The following is a 20,916-nucleotide window of genomic DNA, read 5'->3' on the forward strand; positions in this document are numbered from 1 at the left end:
ATCCTTGAAAACGGACGCATCTTCGTTCAAAAGCATCAAGAGCACAACATATAAATGAAAAATGCCACTAAAACCAATATGGTTCAGTGGCATTTAGTTTAATGTTCATGAAAAAACAGGCTTACTCCTGAATGTCCCTAAAATAGGGTTTGATGATATCGGGCATACATATTGTCCATCATTAATTGTATCCCATTTTGGTCCTTTGACATCAGCTCTTCTTGGAAACGACCACGCCAACAAACAGGGCAATTCCAATGAAGCACAACGAAACCCATTCTGGAAAAGTATAGTGGTGTGCGAGGATCATTTTTATACCCACGAAACTAAGTATGGCCACCAGACTGTACTTGAGGTAATAGAACCTACTTATCATGTTGGAAAGGAAGAAATACATCGACCTGAGGCCCAAAATGGCAAATATGTTTGAACTAAAGACCAGAAAGGGGTCGGAAGTAATCGCCAAAATGGCCGGAACACTGTCCAAAGCAAAGAGGATATCCGTAAACTCGATAATCACAAGAGCTATGAACAATGGCGTGGCGGCGGTAATATGGCGTAATTTGATGAAGAATTTCTGACCCTGCATATGCGTCGTGATGGGCATGACCTTTCTAAGGTTCCTATAGATGAACGACTTTTTGGGATTGAAGGCCTCCTGTTTGGAAACCAGCATTTTTATGGCCGTAAAAATCAAAAAAGCACCAAAGATATAGGTCATAAAACCGAACTTCTTGATCAATGCCACTCCAAAAAATATCATGATGGCCCTAAAGACAATGGCCCCCAATATTCCCCAGAACAATACCCGATGCTGGTATTTTTGTGGAATTTGAAATGATCCGAAAATCACCGCTATAACAAAAATATTGTCAATACTCAACGAAAGCTCGATCAGGTAACCAGTGATATATTTCAAGCTGGCATCCATGGGGGTAAGCGCATCCACGTTATCTATCTTTCCGCTACCATAGAGCCAATAGACGACCCCTGAAAATAAAATGGATAAGCTGACCCATACACTGGTCCATATGGACGCTTCCTTGACGCTTATGACATGGGGGTTTTTATTGAAAACACCAAGGTCCAAGGCCAAAAAGACAAGGATTCCCAAAAGGAACAGTATCCAAACGATCATAATTTCGAAGATTTAGCTGGCTAAATTAAAAAATATAACACTATTGAATCGGTATTCCGCGCAGTTTTTCAAAAGCTTTATGAGTTTTGTCCACCTTTTCCTTCGGCGTAGTTCCAAACTCCTTGTCGGTTACTTTGTAATACGTTTGTAAACTATCCAGTTTTTTGTGCATGGAGGCTATTACACCTCTATATTTTTCATCATTGATGGCATTGTGTAATTCTTTGGGATCCTCTTCCAGATCATAAAACTCCCATTCATCAATATCGTCGTAAAAATGGATAAGTTTGTACCTATCTGTTCGCACCCCATAGTGCCGTTTTACCATGTGAAAGGCTGGAAAATCATAGTAGTGGTAGTATACAGCATCTTTGAATTCGTCCTCGGCACCCTCCAATAGTCCCTTAAAAGATTCTCCCTGCATGTTAGCGGCATACTCTTGGCCTCCTGCCAAATCCAAAAAGGTCGGGGCAAAATCCAAGTTCTGCACCAAGGCATCAATATTGGTTCCTGGTTCAATCACCCCTGGCAATTGCATCAACAAAGGCATTTTCATGGATTCTTCGTACATAAAACGCTTATCGAACCACCCGTGCTCACCCAAATAAAATCCTTGATCCGAGGTATAGACCACCAATGTGTTTTCGTCCAATCCGGTCGCTTCCAAATAGTCCAAAATTTTCCCGATACCCTCATCCACAGATTTTACCGTGGCCAAATATTCATGCAAATAACGTTGCCCTTTCCATTCTGCCAGTTCCTTACCATGTAAATTGGCCTCATAAAAAGCATTGTTTTTTGGAAGATAGGCCTCGTCCCAAATGTCACGCTGTTCCGGGGTCATTCGGTCAAAATCCGTAGTCCATGGATTATGGGCCAAATCTGTGCTTCCATAACCATCGCTCATTTTTAGGTCATGCCCCTCGTACATGTCTTTGTAAATGGTCTGTTGTTGTTCGGCAGCGGCCCGTTGATTCTCAAATTCCGGAAAATAAGTGTCGGGCAAGGGAAATGTAATCGAATCATAAACATTTAAATGACGTAGTGCCGGCATCCAATTGCGATGCGGGGCCTTGTGGTGCACCATTAAATAGAAAGGCTTTTGGTTTCCCTCCCGCTGCTTCAGCCATTCCAAACTCTTGTCCGTTATCAAATCGGTGGCATAGCCTTCGACCACGGTGGTATCCCCACCTTGAATAAATTCAGGATTGTAATAGTTCCCTTGATCGTTCAGAATATCCCAATAATCAAATCCTGTGGGTTTACCGTGCAAATGCCACTTTCCGACAATCGCGGTTTCATAACCCAATTTTTTCAAATGCTTCGGCAATGTGGGCTGACTGCTGTCAAACCGTTCCCCGTTCATCCGAAAACCATTGATATGACTATGTTTTCCCGTTAAAATCACTGCCCTGCTGGGTCCGCAAATGGAATTGGTACAAAAGTTATTCTGAAAAATGGCCCCATTCTTGGCGATGCGGTCAATATTCGGGGTCGGTGCCAATTTCCCCAACTCATGCCCATAGGCACTAATGGCCTGAAAGGCATGATCGTCCGACATAATAAAAATGATGTTCGGCGGGCCTTTAGCGACTTGATCCTTTGGTTTTTCTTGTTGTTTGCATGAAACAATTAAAAGTAAACCGACAAGGGCTAATCCTATTCTCATGCTACATTTATTTAAGCGTGAATGTTTCTGATAGTTCGGCATCGGAATTAGTTCCCACAAACACTTTAAATTCTCCCGGTTCCGACACAAATTCCAATTGGGCGTTGTAGAATTTCAGATCATCTGGTGACAAAGTGATGGTTACCTCCTTACGCTCCCCTTTCTTCAGCATCACTTTTTGAAAACCTTTTAACTGGCGTTTTGGTGGTGTAATGCTCCGCACCACATCCCTAAGGTACAATTGCACTACTTCTTCGCCATCATAATTACCTGTATTGGTAATTGTCACAGTAGCAGAAATAGCTTCACCTTGATGGATCTCTTTTTTGTTCAACCGCAGATTGGAATAGTCAAATGTGGTATAGCTCAAACCATATCCAAAAGGCAACAAAGGCGCATTGGGTGCATCCAGATAGTTTGACCTGAACTTTTGGAACTCTCCGCTTTCCGGTGCCGGCCTACCAGTGACTTTTGCACTGTGGTAAATAGGTATCTGTCCCACATTCACAGGCCAAGTAGCCGTTAATTTTCCAGAGGGATTATAATCTCCAAAAACCACATCGGCGATAGCGTTCCCTGCTTCCACACCGGGGTGCCAAACTTGTAAAATGGACACGGGCAGGTCGAACTCTTCTGGAATGGTCAGCGGCCTACCGCTCATCAACACCAATGCAACAGGTTTTCCTGTTTGTACCAATGCTTTGATCAATTTCTTTTGACTGTCCGGGATTGAAATATCGGTACGGCTGGAAGACTCCCCGCTCATTTCGGTGGCCTCACCCACCACGGCCACCACAACATCCGAAGTTTTGGCCAGACCCACGGCCTCTTTCAATATGGCTTCTGGTGAGCGCTCATCCATTGTTATCCTTCGACCTAAAGCATTTACATTCTTGGCAAAATCGGCATCGTCAGAAATGTTGGCGCCTTTTGCATATTTGATGTCTGCATTTGATGCCACATTATTAAAGCCTTCCAAAATGGTAACGGCCAGGTTAAAATCACCCGTTGGAGCCCAAGTCCCTAACATATTTTCCCTACTATCGGCCAGTGGGCCAATCAGGGCGATTTTTCCTTTCTTTTCCAAAGGAAGTAGGTTGTTGTGCTTTTTCAACAAAACGAAGGAACGAGTTGCCAATTTGCGCGCCAATGTCCTGTTTTCCTTTGTCAGAATATCGTTTTTGGGGCGTTTGGCGTCCAAATATTTGTATGGGTCCTCAAAAAGTCCAGATATATACTTGGCCTCCAACACCCTTCTACAAGCCTTGGTAATATCTTCTGCGGTGATTTTTCCTTCATCCAAAGATTTTTTCAAAGTGGTCAGAAAACCTTCACCCACCATATCCATATCCAAACCAGCTTTTAACGCCAATGCCGAAACGGCCTGAAGGTCTCCCAATCCGTGCGGGACCATTTCGTTGAGCGAGGTGTAATCCGAGACCACGAAACCATCAAAACCCCATTGTGTGCGAAGCAAGTCGGTGAGCAACCATTTGTTACCAGTTGCTGGCACACCGTCCACATCATTAAACGAACTCATAACGCTAGCGGCCCCGGCATCAATGGCAGTCTTATACGGTTGCAAATATTGATTGAACATTTTGATCTTGCCCATATCCACCGTGTGATAATCACGACCAGCCTCGGCGGCACCATAGAGCGCTAAGTGCTTCACACAGGCCAACATGGTATGGGAAGCGGCCAAATCTTCTCCTTGATAACCTTTCACCATGGCTTCGGCTATTTTGGAACCAAGATAAGGGTCTTCACCAGCCCCTTCGGCAATGCGACCCCAACGTGGGTCGCGGGCGATATCCACCATAGGAGAAAAATTCCAGTTGATTCCGTCCGCGGTTGCTTCCCTAGCGGCCATTTGGGCGGCTTGTTTTACCAAATCCACATCCCAAGTGGATGATAGCCCCAAGGGAATTGGATATGTGGTCTTGTACCCGTGGATCACATCAGAACCTATTAACAGGGGTATCCCCAATCGGCTCTCTTTCACGGCCAACTCTTGGGCTTTTCTGACTCTATCTGGGCCAGCCACTCCAAAAAGGCCTCCAACCTGCCCAGCCTTGATCTTGCTACTTACATTTTCGCTTACCACTTCCCCTGTTGCAACTCCACCTCCAGGTGTCAACAGATTTAACTGACCAATTTTTTCTTCAACAGTCATTTTTTGTAAAAGCTCCTCTACTTCAGGTATTTGTTCCTGGGCATTGGCACCCCAAAAAATTAAGGTTAAAAGGGCGAAAAGTGATTTTTTATAGCTCATAATAGGTTGTTTGTTTTTTGGCAGTCGGTCTATTTTGATTCAATTATGGGCGTTCTTTCCGATATGCCGTTGTTATTGAATGCTTCTATTTGAAAATAATAGGCATCCGTTCGGTCCATTCCCGTGAAATAATATTCATTGGTCCCGTAAACCATGATGCTACCATAGAGTTTGTCCTTGGATTTCCCGAAATAAATAAGGTAACCATCCGCGAGTTTGTTCGGTTTCCATTTGAGCCAAGAGCTTCTCCGCTCCCCGAACTTTTCCGGACTGGCCCTAAGGACTGTAAAATCTTCGACCCTATCGGGCCTTTCACCCGAGCCTTTTCCAAACACCCGAAAACCGCTCAGGGCAAACTTTCCCGTAGGCATTTTTATGTTTTCAATCTTAAGGTAACGTGCTTGTGCAGGTTTCTTCAATTCGACATAGTCGTGGGGCACATCGGTTTGGTTCCTGCTCTTATCCACCAAAACCGTCCATTTTTCACCATCATCGGAGCCGTATATTTTATACTGGTGATAAACTCCTGAGGATTTCCCCAAAAACTCGGCATCTTGATCGGCATAATTGATTTGAATGGCCCTTATGGTAGAAACTTCCCCTAAATCGGTCTGAAACCATTCCCCTTTGTTGCCAGACTCCGAACTCCAATAGGTACGCATATCTTCATCCACGGCAAAATTGGGCTTATACCCTCCAAGGGTTGAGGAGACCTTAACGGGTTTGTTATAGTTCAACAGCATCCAGCCCGTGAACGATCCTTTGATATGATCTGCGTTTTTCTGGGGCAAATAGGTGGGATAGTCCCCGTAGGCCGTATTGGAATACATTACATCGTCTTGATCAAATCCGGCGGGCCAAATTCCGATTCGCCGTTCAAAGCTGTTCTTTTGGTTCAAAATTATAGTGGACACATGCCACCAGTCGCCATAGGTATCCTGATAGGTCGCACCATGGCCCGCCCCTCGGGCAAAACCGCCGGGCTTATACGAAAAAGGGTTGTGTCTTTGGTAAGAAAACCCACCCAATGGGCTATTGCTTACATATACACCATCTCCGTACCCACTAAACTCTGTACCTGGCGCACCATACTGCAAATAGTATTTGTTATTGTATTTGGTCACCCAAGCCCCTTCCATAAATGGTTGAAGAAAGGTATTGTCGTTATGTTCCCCGAACCTTTCCCACCCATGGTCTTCGGGCGCCAAAGCGATCAAGGGCTTCACGTAACCTTCGGACTGTAGGGTCTCGGTATTGATTTCCGTACCCAAAATGGGGTGGACATTGCTGGAGCCCCAGTACATATAAAGTTTGTCCGTATCCCCTTCGTACAAAAATCCAGGGTCCCATGCCCCTGCTTTTAACGAGTCGACGGCTATTTCCCAATTGTCGGTGGTCGGGTCTTTGCTCTTCCACATGGAAAAAGCCGGTCCGTGCGTAGAGCCGATCAAGTAAAGTTCATCCTTCATCACAAAGGCTGCGGGTGCGCACAACTCATCGTACACTTTGTTCCGTTCCCTTAAAAACTTTCTTGGGATGAATTTCCAGTCATACATATCATCACTCCACCAATACCCCCACTGGTTCGTGGAAAAGAGGAAATATTTATCCTTAAATGTAACAATAACGGGGTCTGCCGTAGCCCTATGCTTTCCATGCCTTGCAAAATTGGGGATGGGTGTATATCCATAATCGATATTGATGGGATTACAATAGGTTTTTTGTTGGGCATCCACATTGCATTCGCACCCCAGTGCAAGAATCAACAGAAGTACAAATCGGTACGGCATATAGGTTTTCATTTTAAGGCATTTCTCTTTGGTGGGAAAATAACCAAGGCAATAGGTCCGGTTCCGCGAACGCTGGGTCCCAACTGTTGTGATCGGCAAAATCGTAGATGGTCAATTTTGGGCGGGCACCTGCTTTTAATAAAGCGGAAACCATTTCCATGGACTGCAAGGGGTTTACCACATTGTCCTGTGCTCCATGAAAAACCCACAGTGGTGTGTTTTTGGCATAAACTGAAACGGATTCAGGTTCCCCTCCCCCACAAATTGGAATTGCAGCAGCAAATGCCATTGGTTTTCTGCTCAGCAATTCAAAAGTTCCCATTCCTCCCATGGAAAGACCCATCAAATAAATTTGATTGTCGTTGGTGTAGGGCTCTTGAATAGTGGCATCCAACAAATCCATCACCATTTTCAAGGGTTTGGTCGGTCCCTCGCTATATTTAAAATCCAAATTGATTGGATACGAACTCCTGTCAACACCTACACTGGCCCAGTAACTATCTCTAGGACACTGTGGAAATAATACAATTGCAGGATATCGCTCCTGTAAATAGTCGGTGGCAAACAATTTGGCTCCGTTCATCAATTGGGTTTCATTGTCATTTCCGCGTTCTCCAGCTCCATGGAGAAAAAGTACCACGGGATAGTTTCTATCCTCATTAAAGTTCTTGGGATACATAATGCGATATCTTAAAGTATCTTTCCCATCAATAAGCATTTTGGCTTCGTATTTTGATTGCCATTGTGCAGCGACCAAATTACAAGCAAGGAACAGTAGAAAAAATGATAATTGTCTTGTCATATTAAAATCCAAGTTTGGTCAGACCGGCTTGAACATCTTCGTTACCCATAAATAGGTTCCAAAGCAAACCCGTCCGATAGTTTTCTATCATGATGATCTGCGGGCCTTGGTCTATGGCCAAATAAGCTTCTGCCACCCAGTTGTATTCTTGACTAAAGGCATCATAAAACCCGGCTGGTCCCAATAAATCATCTCTATTTCTATAAAAGTAATGCATCGCATCCAAAGATTCGTCCGGTGCATAAGGAATTGAGCTTATTGCCGCTGTTGGGGATACGACCCCTGTATCGTTGCTTGGGCTATGGGCATTGTACCCCATGCTTCCATCATTATTTCTTGAATAACTGGCTGTCAATCCCCAACAATCTTCCCCGTAACCCTCATAGTTGTTCGGGTTGTTGACACAGTATTGGTAATTGACCATGGTGTGGTTTACATTAACGTCCCAATAATCCACATACTCATCGGACAGATTTCTTGGGTCTAATCCCAAGTAGGAATAATGCGCCCAAAACAATGGGCCTCCAAATTGCTCGGAGGCATTATGCTTCACCAAAAGGGGATAACCGTATTGGGTATTTGCTGATTTGATACCCCCACCTGAGGCCCATCCGTTGGAATACACCTGTTTTTCGATTCCAAAATCGGGTGATGCGGCGGCCATAATGTAGGTGATCAATACCTCATTATAACCTTTAAGTTGAAGATTGATATTGAAACCGTGGTTGGGGCTCCAGTGCCAATACAGTACATCTTGATTTTGCGTGTACCAATCCCATTCAACACCTTTCCAAAGTTCATCGGCTTGCCGGGCCAAAGCTTGCTCGGCATCCGTACCGTTTTTGAAATATTCCTTTACACAGATAAGTCCTTGTGCCAAAAAGGCAGTTTCCACTAGATCGCCACCATCGTCCAGCTCGCTAAAAGGAATTACGGCCCCTGTGGAACCATTGATCCAATGCGACCATGCTCCATGAAAACGGTCGGCGTTTTCCAAAAAATCCAATAAAGGATTCAATCGCTCTAATCCTTGGGTTCTAGATATAAACCCTCTTTCGATGCCTACAAGAATAGCCATCAACCCAAATCCTGTGCCTCCAGTGGCTACGACTCCTTCACTGTTGGCAGGGTCATTCGGGTGATACCTTTCTCTAGCCCCTCCCGAGTTGACATCGGCAAAGTCCCAAAAATATTTAAAGGTGGTTTCTTGGGTCAAATCCAACAACGCTTCATCAGAGATGGTGGGCACCTCATCATCATCATCGGAGCCGTTGCCCGGAAGTTCTGGCTCTGTGGGAACATAGGTATAATCATCCCCTCCCCCACAGGATACCATCACTAAGGAAAAAAGAATAAGGGATATCGTGGTTTTAATCATTTGCTGTTTACATATTTGGGCTTTCAAAACCCAATTTTTTGAGTCCGTTTTGCACCTCTTCATTTGCCATGAACAGTTTCCAAAACAGGCCGCTTCGGTAATTTTCAATCATTACAGGGATTGGCCCTTGGTCAATGGCCAAATACCTTGGTAGGTACCAATCATCCTCCAGACTAAAGGCATCATAAGGGCCATATTTTCCAATAAGACTATCTTGTTGGTTGTACATAAACCTCAAAAACTGTTTGCTCTCCTCTGGGGTATATGGCATGGACGAGAGTGCTGCGGTGGGCGAGATTACCCCTAAATCTGCCTCTGGGCGATGCCCCGCATACCCTTTAATGGAGTAACTTGATGTCAATCCCCAGCAATTCTCGCCATATCCTTCGTAATCTTTTGGATTGTCCACACTGTATTTATAATGAATTAGCGCATGGTTCCGGTTCAACTTCCAATAATCTCCAAACTGGTCCTTTAATCCTTTTGGATTCAATCCCAAATAGGAATAATGTGCCCAGAAAAGTGGACCTACGGGAGCATCGCTATGTTCATAATGGTCCAGTTCTGTTTCCAGACCGTAGTAAGTGGTATCTTTTGAGATTTCACCCTCACCGGCCCAACCAATTTCGTAAACGGATTTATCAATAGGGTGTGTTGGGGAAGCTGCCGCCAAAATGTACATGATGAGCGCTTCATTATAACCACCCACGGGAAAATTCATTTCCCATTTATACTCTGGGCTCCAATGCCAGTACAATACATCTTCACCGTTTTTGGTGTACCAGTCCCACTCAACCTCTTCCCAAAGCTGTTGTATTTTTTGGGCCAGTTGTTTTTCGCGTTCGTTGCCATTTTTAAAATATTCCTTGACCGTTAAAAGGCCTTGAACCAAAAAAGCGGTCTCCACCAAATCTCCACCGTTATCCTTTTTACTGAAAGGGGTTACTTTGCCGGATGGCAATAACCAATGGGGCCACGCTCCGTGAAAGCGATCTGCTTTTTCCAGAAAACCAACGATACGCTCGTAGCGTTCGAGAGCTTGTTCACGGGAAATAAACCCCCTTTCCACACCGACCAGAATAGCCATAAGGCCAAAACCTGATCCTCCTGTCGTTATAATATCCTTATCGTGGTTGGGATAAATCCCGTCCATGTGCATACGTTCCCTGGCCAATCCTGAAACAGGTTCCGCACCTTCCCAAAAGTAATTGAAGGTTTGGTACTGTACGCTATCGAGCATCATCTCATCGGCAATGGCAAGACTGTCAGCATCTATTTCGGTTGACCTTTTGGCCTCTTCCTTAGTTTTTTGGCCATTGCACCCTATAAGTAAAGTAACAACGGCCAATGGTAAAATAATTAACCTCATAAACTAACTGAATCAAATTTTTATAGTGCCTTAGCACATTAATTGTTCATAATTTCTTGGATTTCCTCTTGGGTCAATGTTCTATCAAATAGATATAAATCATCGATGTAACTCAAACCGGATAAGTGGTTCCAACCAATAAAATTTGGTGCGCCGGAACCTATTGAAAGTATGGAGCAGTTTTCCCAACTTATGGTTTTTCCAGCCATATCCCCTGTGTTTACAACAGGTTCTCCATTCAAATAAATCAAGGTTTCCGTTTCGGTAACGGTAAAGGCTACGTGTACCCACACATCTGCGGTGGCATCAATAACTTCTCCGTCGTTCCAAACGTCTCCGGCATCGGTTCCCAAATGAAGTTTTATTCGTTGCTCCAATGCATCACCTTCCCTTATCAGCCTAAAGCCTGCAGAAAGATCATTATCCGTTCCGTTCATTGGAGGGCTTACCGTTAGGATTCCAGCTCTATCCGGATCGGCATTTACCTTGTACCAGAAAGCTCCACTGAATTGATTGTTGAACAATCCATCAATTGGGAAGGTGAGATAAGAATCCGCCGCACCTGCATAGGCATCGCTGCCTACAGCACTTTCCCCTGCAAAACTGGGCGTACCTACCACTGTGGCTTCTAAGCCGGAGTTGTCATCAATAGTAGATCCGTCAAAAGGCATATAGAGTGTGGAGCCGTAGTTTTTTGGTGTGACCTCTCCTCCAAAAACTTCAGCTACTTCTTCCGGAGATAGGGCCTTGTTGTAGAATCTTAGGTCATCAATGATACTGTTATCCGATGCATGTCCCCAATAATCGAACGTCGGTCCCCCTGCACCGATGGTGAAGGTATCGCAACCGTTCCAATCGATTGGCGCTGACATGGCGGAGGATAATACTTCGGTCCCATTGAAATAAATAACGCTTTCATCACTGGCTATGGTAAAGGCAACGTGTACCCATTCACCTGCGATTACATCTATTACACCGCCGTCGTTCCAACTTTCGCCGCTACCTGTTCCTACATTCAATTTGATGCGTTGCTCATCGACAGTTCCCTCGCGGAAGAGTCGGAAACCTTGAAAACGATCTACTTCGTCATCTCCAATTGTTATGATTCCCGCCCTATCTGGGTTGGCATCCACTTTATACCAGAAGGATCCACTGAACTCTGAAGACTTCAATCCATCTGCCGGATAGTTGATATAGGAATCGGTGGCGCCCAAATACGCTTGCTCACCCACTTGACTTTCATTGGTGAAACTTGGCGAACCTATTTGGGTGGCAGCTTTGCTTCCCATTAGATCAATGTAATCTCCATCAAATGGCATATACAATGATTCGCCATCGTATTGAGGGATGTATGGATTGGCCGCATTTATCATAATTTGAACATCGCTTTGTGTCAATGCTTTGTCAAAAATGCGTAGCTCGTCCATTTGACTGGCGTCATAGCCATGATTCCAATAATCAAAAGTTGGACCCCCGGCACCAATATGCAATTCCTCACAACCTGTCCAATCTATTGGGGCTGCCAAATCGGAGGTCAACATTTCGTTTCCGTTAAAGTATATGGTACTCTGGGTCTGGGAAATTGAAATGGCTACATGAACCCACTCCCCTGCAGTTACATCGATCACTCCACCATCGTTCCAACTTTCACCGGAATCAGTACCTACATTCAATTTGATTCGCTGTTCGTCGGCGTTTCCTTCGCGGAACAAACGGAACCCCTGGTTTCTGTCCTCGGCACCGTCGCCAACCACTAAAATTCCGGCTCTATCTGGCGTTGGGTTGACCTTGTACCAGAATGCGGCACTAAATTCAGGGCTTTTTAGATTATCCATCGGGAAAGTCAAATATGAATCTACGGAACCTTGAAATGCATCTGCACCCAAAAAGGCATCTCCAGCAAAACCTGGATTGCCTACTTCCCCTGCCTCTTGGAAGCTAATAAAGTCCATATAATCGGCATTGAACGGCATATAGAGAACCTCGCCATCAAACTGTGCACTATATGGCGCCAGTTTGGCAAAGTTTGCTTCTTGTGCGGTTGTTTTACCCTCTATATCGGTTGCTGTTACGGTGACTGTATGACCGCCGTTCCCCAAACCCTCGTACGTTACCTCTTCCATAACAATTCTATAATCCTTGAAAGAATTGTATGTAGCTATCTGTGACCCATCCATGGATACGGTAATATTCGCTACCTCAATATCATCGGTAACCTCGAATGTTATATCTATTGATGTTTCTTCTTCGAAGGGCATGAGTTCCACTCCTTCGGTAGGATAGGTTATGGTAACCTGTGGGGCTGTTTCATCCACCCCGGCATCGACTGCCGTTATAGGGTCGATTCCCTCATTACAAGAAACCACCAGAAGGCCCAAGATCATCGTTATGGATTTAACTATGTATTTCATCTTGTGTTGTTTATTTAGTTAGTATTAATCATCGCTACTTCCCCCACCCAAAGTCGGAAGTGCATCCAGTTGGGCTTGTGGGTATGGCAATAGTTCTTTATCTGCCGTAAAGGTTCTACCATCGTAGCTCAGTTCGGAGTAGTTATCCAAGCGAATCATATCGTAATAGCGGATTCCCCATTCCATACCTAACTCAGCAAATTTTTCGTCCATTACGTCACTAGATGAAACTCCAGACAACGAAGGCATTCCCGCTCTGTTACGAACCAAGTTTACGGCTTGGTCCGCGGTCATACCTGAACCGCTTGCACCACGGGTCAAGGCTTCAGCATACATCAGCAATATTTCTGCATAACGTATTACAATCATGTTTTTACCGCCACCATAGTTATTTCTCTGATTTGTTAATTGTACGGACGGTAAGTAGTGCTTACCACTGGCGAACAAGGCTCTTGCGTAGTCATTAATGACATCGCCATCTCTTGTGGTATTGTTCACAAAAGAGGGGAGTGTGGCATAATTCGGGTCTGTTTGTAATTCGGCGATACCTCGGTCGGTCCAAAGAACACTGGTTTCCAAACGAACGGCTTCATCCCTGTCCAGCATAAATTTGATAAACTTCATGCTTGGTTCGTAAAAGCCCCACCCATCGGATGCGTTTTCCCTTGCAGGGGTCCAACCTTGGGGACCAAAAGGTGCGTAAAGGTGGTAAAACTCATCGCTGGTACTGGAACCGTAATCGGAAAATTGTAGCTCGAAAAGGCTTTCATCGCTCAATTCGCCAGGTTTTTTGAAAAGGTTATAAAAATCGGGGTATAATGAAAATTTATTGGAGTTGATTATTGCGGCACAGGCATCTGCCATACCTTGATAATCTTCCATTTCCATGTGGGCCATGGCTTTTAATGCATAAGCCGTATAGCGTGTTACACCACCGGGAATGTCCGTTCTTTCATTTGGCCTTAAATTGGGCAATACCGGAATAGCCTCATCCATTTGGTCGGATATGTATTGCATCATCTCTTGCTTGGTGGCAGGTCCGTTGGCTATTTCAGCATCGGGCTGCGTGGTTTCTATGATAAAAACATCGTTCCAAACCCTTGCCAGATTGAAATGCAACCACGCCCTCATCACTTTTATCTCTGCAATATACTGGTCTGCCGTTGCCTTCTCGCTTTCATCGGAGAAGTCCTTGAAATTTTCTATTAGCGCTATCTGAGTGTTCAATTCGACTATGTCACCATAATGGACATTCCAAAGCGAGTTGTACATCCAATATCCTTGATCGTAAACAAAGTTATCGGTGTCGGCAAAAGGTTGTTGGTCTCCAAGGCCCCCTGCATTTACATCGTCTCCGCGAACGGAAAGCAATAAAGGTTCTTCCCATCCCCTTGTAGCAATTACATAATAGGAGCCTATCAATGCCTGGACCATATCCTCGGTCGCAGTGTAATCCAGGTCGTCTGCATTAAGCTGACCTTCCCTATCTTCAAATTTGTCGGAGCATGATTGGACAAAGAGTATCGCAATCAAGACAAATACTATTTTATATACTGGGTTATTATTATTCTTCATCTCAATTTTCTTTTTATAGTTTAACATTAACACCTACGGTGTAAATCGCCGGAACGGGATAGGTCTGTCGATCAACCCCATCGGATACTTCTGGATTAAATCCATTGTAACTGAAGATGGTCAAAGGTCTTTCGGCTGTCAATGTGAATTTAAAATCGGGCATGTTGCCCTTAAGTTTATCACCACGTAAGGTGTAAGCCAACTGTATGTTCTGGATTCTGAAGAAATCTCCGTCCTCTACCCAAAAATTGCTCAATCGTTGGTTCCAGCTGTTTCTAAGTCCTGCCGATGAGGGGTAGCTGTTGCTAGTTCCTTCGCCGTGCCAACGGTTTTTGGCCAAATCGGCATCCATATTGGTATCGTTGGTAAAGATGACCTCGCCCCGTTTTCTGTTCAAGATTTTATTTCCTGATTGACCATAGAAATTCAAGGAGAAACCAAAGTCCTTATAATTTAATCCAATATTACCACCGTAGGTGAACTTGGGAAGGAACGAGCCCAATACGGTTCTATCCTGGTCTGTAATGGCGCCATCCCCGTCCCTATCGTTGAATATCAAGTAACCGGGTTGAATATTCTGTCCGTCCGCAATGGCGCTCTGTGCCACAGGGTCGGCATCAATTTGGGCTTGATTTTGATAAACTCCGGTGGTTTCGTATCCATAAAATGCATACAAAGGTTCTCCCTCCATAGTTCGCTGTCTGAACTCGGCAGAGCCTGAATCAATATAACCTCTTTCGTCCTCAATCTCAATGGCCTCATTCTTTACCGTGGTAAAATTGGCTCCAACAGTATAGGTGAAATCGGACGCAATTTCATCACTCCAATTCAATGCAATCTCTACTCCCGAGTTGCGGATAACCCCTGAGTTTCTTGAAATTGTTTGGTCCGCAATGGGAATATACACGGGCATAATGGCATCTTCGGTGTCCCTTATGTAGTAATCAGCCTCAAGCGATAAACGATTGTTGAAGGTATTCATGTTGAAACCAAAGTCCAACTCTTCCACCACCTCCCAGGTTAAATCGGTGTATGTACTTGTGGCGGTAACCCCTGTATTCGGAGTATCCCCCAAATCAACAGTTTCATTTTCAATAGTGTTGGCTCCGGCACTTGCGGGAACATTATCGTTACCCAATCGACCCCATGCGGCCCTTAATTTTAAAAAATCGAAGAAGCCCACGTTTTCCATGAACGGTTCTTGGGAAATTACCCAACCGGCACCTACTGAAGGGAAATATCCCCACTGCTCCTTGGTAAACTTCGAGGATCTATCTGCCCTAAATGTTCCGTAGAGCAAGTAGCGGTTTTTAAAATTGTAAGATACCCTTCCAAAATAGGATTGTCCGTAAATCCTATTGTTATCCTCTTCTACATTGTTGTTGAACGATAACGGATCGGCAAAATCCAAATACCAAGATGTCTCATAGTTGATTCCGGCAATATCGCTACCAGTTGCCTCAAACCTGTTGGAAGCCTCGTCCCTAAAGGATGTACCTGCCATTACGGTTACATTGTGGTCTTCGGAATAGGTATCTGAATAGGTAAGAACGTTGTCCCAAATTTGGTTATAGTAATTGTTCTGCTTTCTATTGATGTCCGAGATTCGCTGATCTCCAAAGCCCATATTGTAAGGGAGGTTTACGTAGCGCTCTTCCAGTGCGGAGAAGTCTATATTATAGGTGGTCTTAAAGGTAAGCTTGTCCTTTATCAGATCTGTTTCCAAATAGATATTGGCCAACAACTTTCGGATTTTCAACCTGTTATCGTTGTAATCCATATCCGGGAAAGGGTTTTGTGAGCCCCTGTACCCCAATGCTTGGGCGTTGGCATAGCGTGTGGGTGTTGCCTCGGTGTTCATATCATCAAAAACAGGAAGAATAGGAACGGCAAAATACGCTTTGAACCAGGCCGAGTTTTCTGGTGTTTGCTGGGTTGCGTTACTAAAAACAGTGTTCACCCCCATTTTTAAATTATCGAGAACGTCCACATCCAGTTTGGAGCGGATATTAAACCTTTCGTATTCGTTTTTCATATCCAACAACCCTTCTTGAGAGAAATAGTTTGTACCAAGGGAATAAGATACATTATCGGTTCCACCGGTAACACTTATACTGTGGTTTTGAATAAGTCCATCACGAATGATCTCATCGTACCAATCCGTATTCACATCGGGCACGTTCGGATTAATACGACTTCTGCCATAGCGTTGCATGGCATTCAATATAAATTGGACGTCCGCTTCGGAGCTAGACTCAACAGCCATGGTGACAAATTGTTCGGCATTGGCCATCTGAAGTACATTTTGGGCACGCTGAATACCCGTATAGCCATTGTACTCTATAGTAGGTTTTCTGTTTTTTCCACCGGACTTGGTTTCGATGATGATAACACCGTTGGCCGCCCTTACCCCGTAAATGGCTGAAGAGGAAGCATCCTTTAGCACGTTCATCGACTTGATGTCGTTGGGGTTCAAGAAATCTATATTGCTGTAAAACATGCCGTCTACCACATACAGTAAACTGGTTGCATCGGAATAGGTTCCCAAACCACGAATCCTAACTGTAGGAGAAGCTCCTGGTGAACCTGGCGATACAATCTGAACACCGGCCACTTTGCCTTGCAAAGATTGAACTGGGTTTGCCGATGGTGTTTTTTCAATTTGTTCCGCATCCACTGTGGCAATGGAACCCGTTAAATCGGCTTTCTTTTGGGTACCGTAACCTACCACGACCACTTCGTCCAAGTTTTGGGTGTCTTCCCGCATGGTCAGATCAATGGTCGTCCTACTATTAATAGGTACCGTTTGAGTTGTAAATCCGACATAACTGAACACCAATGTTCCGTTACCCGGAATGTTCTCCAAACGATAATTACCATCAAAGTCTGTTTGAATCCCTGTTGTAGTGCCTTGTAGCACTATGCTTGCCCCAGGCAACGGTTGTCCTTGATCATCCATGACCGTTCCCGAAATCGTTATATTGTCTTGAGCCAAAAGTACAGCCTGAAACAGCAAAAACGAGATTAGCAATAGTTTGCTTTTAATTTTCATAATTGTGCAAAAATAGAGTTAGATTTTTACTAAATTAATAAAGCAGCTTGTGATCAAAGGCTAGTTGGAATACATAAAAATTACATCATCAAATAAAGAGCTCAAAAGCCTTATTTCACCGCGTTTGCAGTAGTGCTTCTTATTTTGATGTAAAAAGAATTAACACTATGATGTAGTGTTGATGTAGTTTGTTAAATCACTTTTAACATATCTAAGTAAGCGATTCCATGGTTTTAAAAGGTGATAAGAAAATTGGAAAGGTTCTCCGAACTGTCCATCTCGAGTTTTTTTCTCAGTCGGTAACGGTGTATTTCCACTCCCCTGATCGTTATCCCCATTAGGGGGGCGATTTCCTTGGTAGAAAGGTTCATTTTGAGGTATGCACATAATTTAAGGTCCTTTGGTGTCAATACCGGGTATGATTTGAGCAGTCGTTCAAAGAAATCTTCGTGCAATTCCTTAAAATTGACCTCAAAACGTTTCCAATCTTCCGTATCCTCGATCGAACTGTTCAGCTTTTTAATGAAGGACCTGTACCGGTGGGAATTGGGGAATTTATCTTTGTTCATCACCAACATGTTCTTAAGTTCCAATATCATTTCATTTTTTCTGGCGATGTTCAGTGTTGTACTGGCCAACTCATTTTGTTTGAGCTTTACTTCCTTGGCCAACTCTTCTTTTTCCAATTTTGCCATTCGTTCCTGTTGCTCCTGCTCCATACGCTCCAAAAGTTCCCTATGCTTTCTTTCCAGTTTTTTTCTGTTGTATCGCCTTACCAAATAAATTGCCAAGCCCCCTAATGCTGCATAAAGAAAAAGACTCCACCATGAATAATACCATGGTGGCAATATTTCAAAGTTCAAGCTATTGGATTCGGATATGGCATTGCCCATACCCACGGTAGCCACTTTAAGGGTGTATGCGCCATAGGGCAGGTTTTGAAAGTTGATGAACCCGTTCTCTGCATACTCCGAATATTCCTTAGGACCTTCCAACTTGTAATAATAATGGGGCGATATATATTCTGGCGATGCCACCTCAATAGCTAGGGATTGAGAGTGCCCAAAGGGTATTTCCACAGATCCACCCAAAACGGAATGTTTTGCTTTCTGATCCTTTAAGACAACAAAATTTGGTACAGGAAGTTCCTGATTTTCGGAAAGACTTTTAAGGCCATTGGTGTTTATCTTGGCAAATCCATCCGTTAAAGTTATGTAGGATGCACTATCGTTCACCCTTACCACTTTCTGTGAATCCGGTGCCAATCGTTCCCTTAAGGGAAGATCCGTAATCAGTAGACTATCGCCTTTTAAATTGGTATGGATAATAGCCTTCTGCTCTTTATCATCTACAAACCAAAAATAGTGTTCATCAAAAAACAACAGCTCTTTGTTCTGGTAATACATGAACGCTTCAAAGGGTTCGATCCGGTCCGCGATAGGGTTATAGGCAAACCAATTGCCCTCACTGTTGAGTACAATATTGTTTTTGATATTATAGAGCTTTACATTGTATTGGCTCGGAGCGCCCTCGCTTTCAAAACCTTGGATACTTTTGACCTTTTTATATGCCCCCTTTTCAAAATGGATCCTATAAAAGCCTTTGTAGGGGTGTGCTGCCCAAAGAATATTGGGTGTTTCAAAACACAGCTGCTTGACGGGATCATCAAATCCCTCGATTTTTGTCACTTCCCATTGGCCGTTATCGAGTTTTTTGAACTTTGCGAGTCCGTTGTACGTACCCTGAACAAAGGTTGAGTTCGCATCAGGTACTTTGATTATTTGATATCCCCCCGCGATCGCTCCCACGAGTTCAAAGCTGTTCTCGGTCACCCTATAGGTCCCTGTGTTGTGCCCACAGAGCAAATCGCCCTCTATAACCTCCAAGTCCCAAACATGGCCTTGCGAGCCACTTACAAACCTAAGTTCGTTGCCCTCAAAATAAAAGACCCCTGTGTTGCTGCCCAAAAATAATTTACCGTTGTACCATGCTATATCGTAGACCATGCCCAGGCCACCTGTATAGTCGGTATAGTATGCTATTGGGTTGTTCAGTTTTACCCGGGCAATTCCATTGTCCAGTCCCAACCACAATTGATCTTTGAACGATAAAGAGGATAGTACCGTGTTGTTTTGAAGACCGGATTCCCTATTCAATACGCTGTAACGCCTAGAAACCGTATCGTACAGGTACATTCCATTTTTAATGGTCCCCAAAGCCAGAAGACCGTTGCCCAAAAGGGTTATCTTATTTAGTTGATGTTGTTTTAGGTCGTCATTTATGGGAGCCGACCATGGTGATAATGTGCTGCCATCGTACAAAAAACAACCATGCAATTTGGTCCCTATCAAAAGTTTGTTTTGGAAAATGGCCATATCATTAACGGTCTTCCCCAACAAGATATCTTGGTTTGGCAGGGACACCAACCCCTGATCTTTCACCTCAAAAAGACCTACAGATCCCCCAGCTACAATCAATCTATCATTGAACTCAATAAAATCAGAAACCACATCTGGTGGATCCACAACGGATATTTTATTGTTATCATAGGAATAAATTGCTGAAAAGGAGCGGAACATTACCCTTCCATCCTTAGCTGGAAAAATTTCCCAGAATTCCTCACTGGTAAACGTATGGTCCTTAATAAGGTGCGTCAAGGAGGTATAGCCCAACTCTCCAAACCTGTTCTTGGTCCAGTAGCCAAACTCCTCGTACGAACCCGTATATACCCTATCACCGATACTCTCTACAGAACGTATTATGGTATTGTTGGGTAATTTGTTCAAAGTCCACTGCTCCCCATTATAATGGAGCAAGCCTTTGTTATTGGCTACAAAAAGTTCACCCTTGCCATTTACGGCAACATCCCAGTTTTTACTGCCTCCCTTATAATCCAGTAATTGATAATTTTGAATCGGGGGTAATAATTGTTGACCGTTAACCGATAAACGGACCAACAACAATATGATCGATAAAAGCCTGAAATGCATGCTGTACAGTTATGTATGATAAAGATCTTTTGAATCTTTGAATATACAAAACCATGGGGATTTTCAATTTATTTTAAAACGTGGTTTGAGATGGATTAATGAATACAGGCCCCTAAAAAGGAGCCTGTATCAAATTAACTAAACTAACTCAAATCCAATCTATGGCAGAATTTTCCATAAAGAAGCTTTGGTTATTCCATATACATTACGTTAAGAGGTTTCCATCCTCGTCCCATTCGGCGATGATGCCCCGCTTGCTCTGGTCCACACATTTGGCGAGCCATTCCTCGTCGTACGATACCCCGTGCTGTTCCAGCACATCCTCCGGGACACCGTCCCATACATTGGGCTGGTTCCCCTTGTAACCGATCTCCTCGATCCCGATCTTGCTCGTATAAAAGCCCGTCATGGTCAGGTTCCTTATCAAAGAGAAGAAGTTCACCTCGAAGGGGCGCTCGTTGCCCGGG

Annotated in this window: 12 protein-coding genes; all 12 read right to left on the reverse strand. The window is 44.1% G+C overall.

All coding sequences use genetic code 11. From position 1 onward, the window contains the following. Positions 1-211: 211 nt before the first annotated feature. Entirely contained in the window at positions 212-1,138 is a 927-nt protein-coding gene (locus AC13CC_RS01485; protein ID WP_482876873.1) for a TerC family protein, read from the reverse strand. A 40-nt stretch (positions 1,139-1,178) separates the two neighbouring features. Then, positions 1,179-2,807, reverse strand: coding sequence for a sulfatase family protein (locus tag AC13CC_RS01490; RefSeq protein ID WP_482876874.1), 1,629 nt, complete (start codon positions 2,805-2,807; stop codon positions 1,179-1,181). A 7-nt stretch (positions 2,808-2,814) separates the two neighbouring features. Next, positions 2,815-5,082 carry a beta-glucosidase BglX gene (gene bglX, locus AC13CC_RS01495; RefSeq protein WP_482876875.1) on the reverse strand — a complete coding sequence of 756 codons (2,268 nt, stop codon included), beginning with the start codon at positions 5,080-5,082 and terminating at the stop codon, positions 2,815-2,817. A 29-nt stretch (positions 5,083-5,111) separates the two neighbouring features. Next, positions 5,112-6,872 (reverse strand): discoidin domain-containing protein, encoded by a 1,761-nt coding sequence (locus AC13CC_RS01500; RefSeq protein ID WP_482876889.1) that lies wholly within the window; start codon positions 6,870-6,872, stop codon positions 5,112-5,114. Between the two features lie 13 nt (positions 6,873-6,885). Beyond that, entirely contained in the window at positions 6,886-7,674 is a 789-nt protein-coding gene (locus tag AC13CC_RS01505) for a carboxylesterase family protein (RefSeq protein ID WP_482876877.1), read from the reverse strand. Position 7,675: 1 nt separating this feature from the next. Further along, positions 7,676-9,052 carry a glucoamylase family protein gene (locus AC13CC_RS01510; protein WP_482876879.1) on the reverse strand — a complete coding sequence of 459 codons (1,377 nt, stop codon included), beginning with the start codon at positions 9,050-9,052 and terminating at the stop codon, positions 7,676-7,678. 7 nt (positions 9,053-9,059) lie between these two features. Further along, positions 9,060-10,421 carry a glucoamylase family protein gene (locus tag AC13CC_RS01515; RefSeq protein WP_482876881.1) on the reverse strand — a complete coding sequence of 454 codons (1,362 nt, stop codon included), beginning with the start codon at positions 10,419-10,421 and terminating at the stop codon, positions 9,060-9,062. Between the two features lie 38 nt (positions 10,422-10,459). After that, complete coding sequence (locus AC13CC_RS01520; RefSeq protein WP_482876883.1) at positions 10,460-12,832, reverse strand: LamG-like jellyroll fold domain-containing protein; 2,373 nt, start codon at positions 12,830-12,832, stop codon at positions 10,460-10,462. Between the two features lie 24 nt (positions 12,833-12,856). After that, positions 12,857-14,407 carry a RagB/SusD family nutrient uptake outer membrane protein gene (locus AC13CC_RS01525; protein ID WP_482876884.1) on the reverse strand — a complete coding sequence of 517 codons (1,551 nt, stop codon included), beginning with the start codon at positions 14,405-14,407 and terminating at the stop codon, positions 12,857-12,859. A 13-nt stretch (positions 14,408-14,420) separates the two neighbouring features. Beyond that, positions 14,421-17,459, reverse strand: a complete 3,039-nt coding sequence (locus tag AC13CC_RS01530; RefSeq protein ID WP_482876885.1) for a SusC/RagA family TonB-linked outer membrane protein — start codon at positions 17,457-17,459, stop codon at positions 14,421-14,423. 233 nt (positions 17,460-17,692) lie between these two features. Further along, positions 17,693-20,449 carry a Two component regulator three Y domain-containing protein gene (locus AC13CC_RS01535; protein ID WP_482876887.1) on the reverse strand — a complete coding sequence of 919 codons (2,757 nt, stop codon included), beginning with the start codon at positions 20,447-20,449 and terminating at the stop codon, positions 17,693-17,695. A gap of 205 nt (positions 20,450-20,654) precedes the next feature. Further along, positions 20,655-20,916 (reverse strand): gluconate 2-dehydrogenase subunit 3 family protein (locus AC13CC_RS01540; RefSeq protein ID WP_482876567.1); only part of this gene is annotated, 262 nt, incomplete at its 5' end.

The organism is Flagellimonas sp. L-11 (genome assembly GCF_056857735.1).

Excerpts from the sequence above, each read along its gene's own strand:
- AC13CC_RS01530 (WP_482876885.1), bottom strand. The coding sequence starts at position 17,459 with ATGAAAATTAAAAGCAAACTATTGCTAATCTCGTTTTTGCTGTTTCAG.
- AC13CC_RS01525 (WP_482876884.1), bottom strand. The coding sequence starts at position 14,407 with ATGAAGAATAATAATAACCCAGTATATAAAATAGTATTTGTCTTGATT.
- AC13CC_RS01535 (WP_482876887.1), bottom strand. The coding sequence starts at position 20,449 with ATGCATTTCAGGCTTTTATCGATCATATTGTTGTTGGTCCGTTTATCG.
- bglX (WP_482876875.1), bottom strand. The coding sequence starts at position 5,082 with ATGAGCTATAAAAAATCACTTTTCGCCCTTTTAACCTTAATTTTTTGG.
- AC13CC_RS01490 (WP_482876874.1), bottom strand. The coding sequence starts at position 2,807 with ATGAGAATAGGATTAGCCCTTGTCGGTTTACTTTTAATTGTTTCATGC.
- AC13CC_RS01485 (WP_482876873.1), bottom strand. The coding sequence starts at position 1,138 with ATGATCGTTTGGATACTGTTCCTTTTGGGAATCCTTGTCTTTTTGGCC.
- AC13CC_RS01505 (WP_482876877.1), bottom strand. The coding sequence starts at position 7,674 with ATGACAAGACAATTATCATTTTTTCTACTGTTCCTTGCTTGTAATTTG.
- AC13CC_RS01515 (WP_482876881.1), bottom strand. The coding sequence starts at position 10,421 with ATGAGGTTAATTATTTTACCATTGGCCGTTGTTACTTTACTTATAGGG.
- AC13CC_RS01500 (WP_482876889.1), bottom strand. The coding sequence starts at position 6,872 with ATGCCGTACCGATTTGTACTTCTGTTGATTCTTGCACTGGGGTGCGAA.
- AC13CC_RS01520 (WP_482876883.1), bottom strand. The coding sequence starts at position 12,832 with ATGAAATACATAGTTAAATCCATAACGATGATCTTGGGCCTTCTGGTG.
- AC13CC_RS01510 (WP_482876879.1), bottom strand. The coding sequence starts at position 9,052 with ATGATTAAAACCACGATATCCCTTATTCTTTTTTCCTTAGTGATGGTA.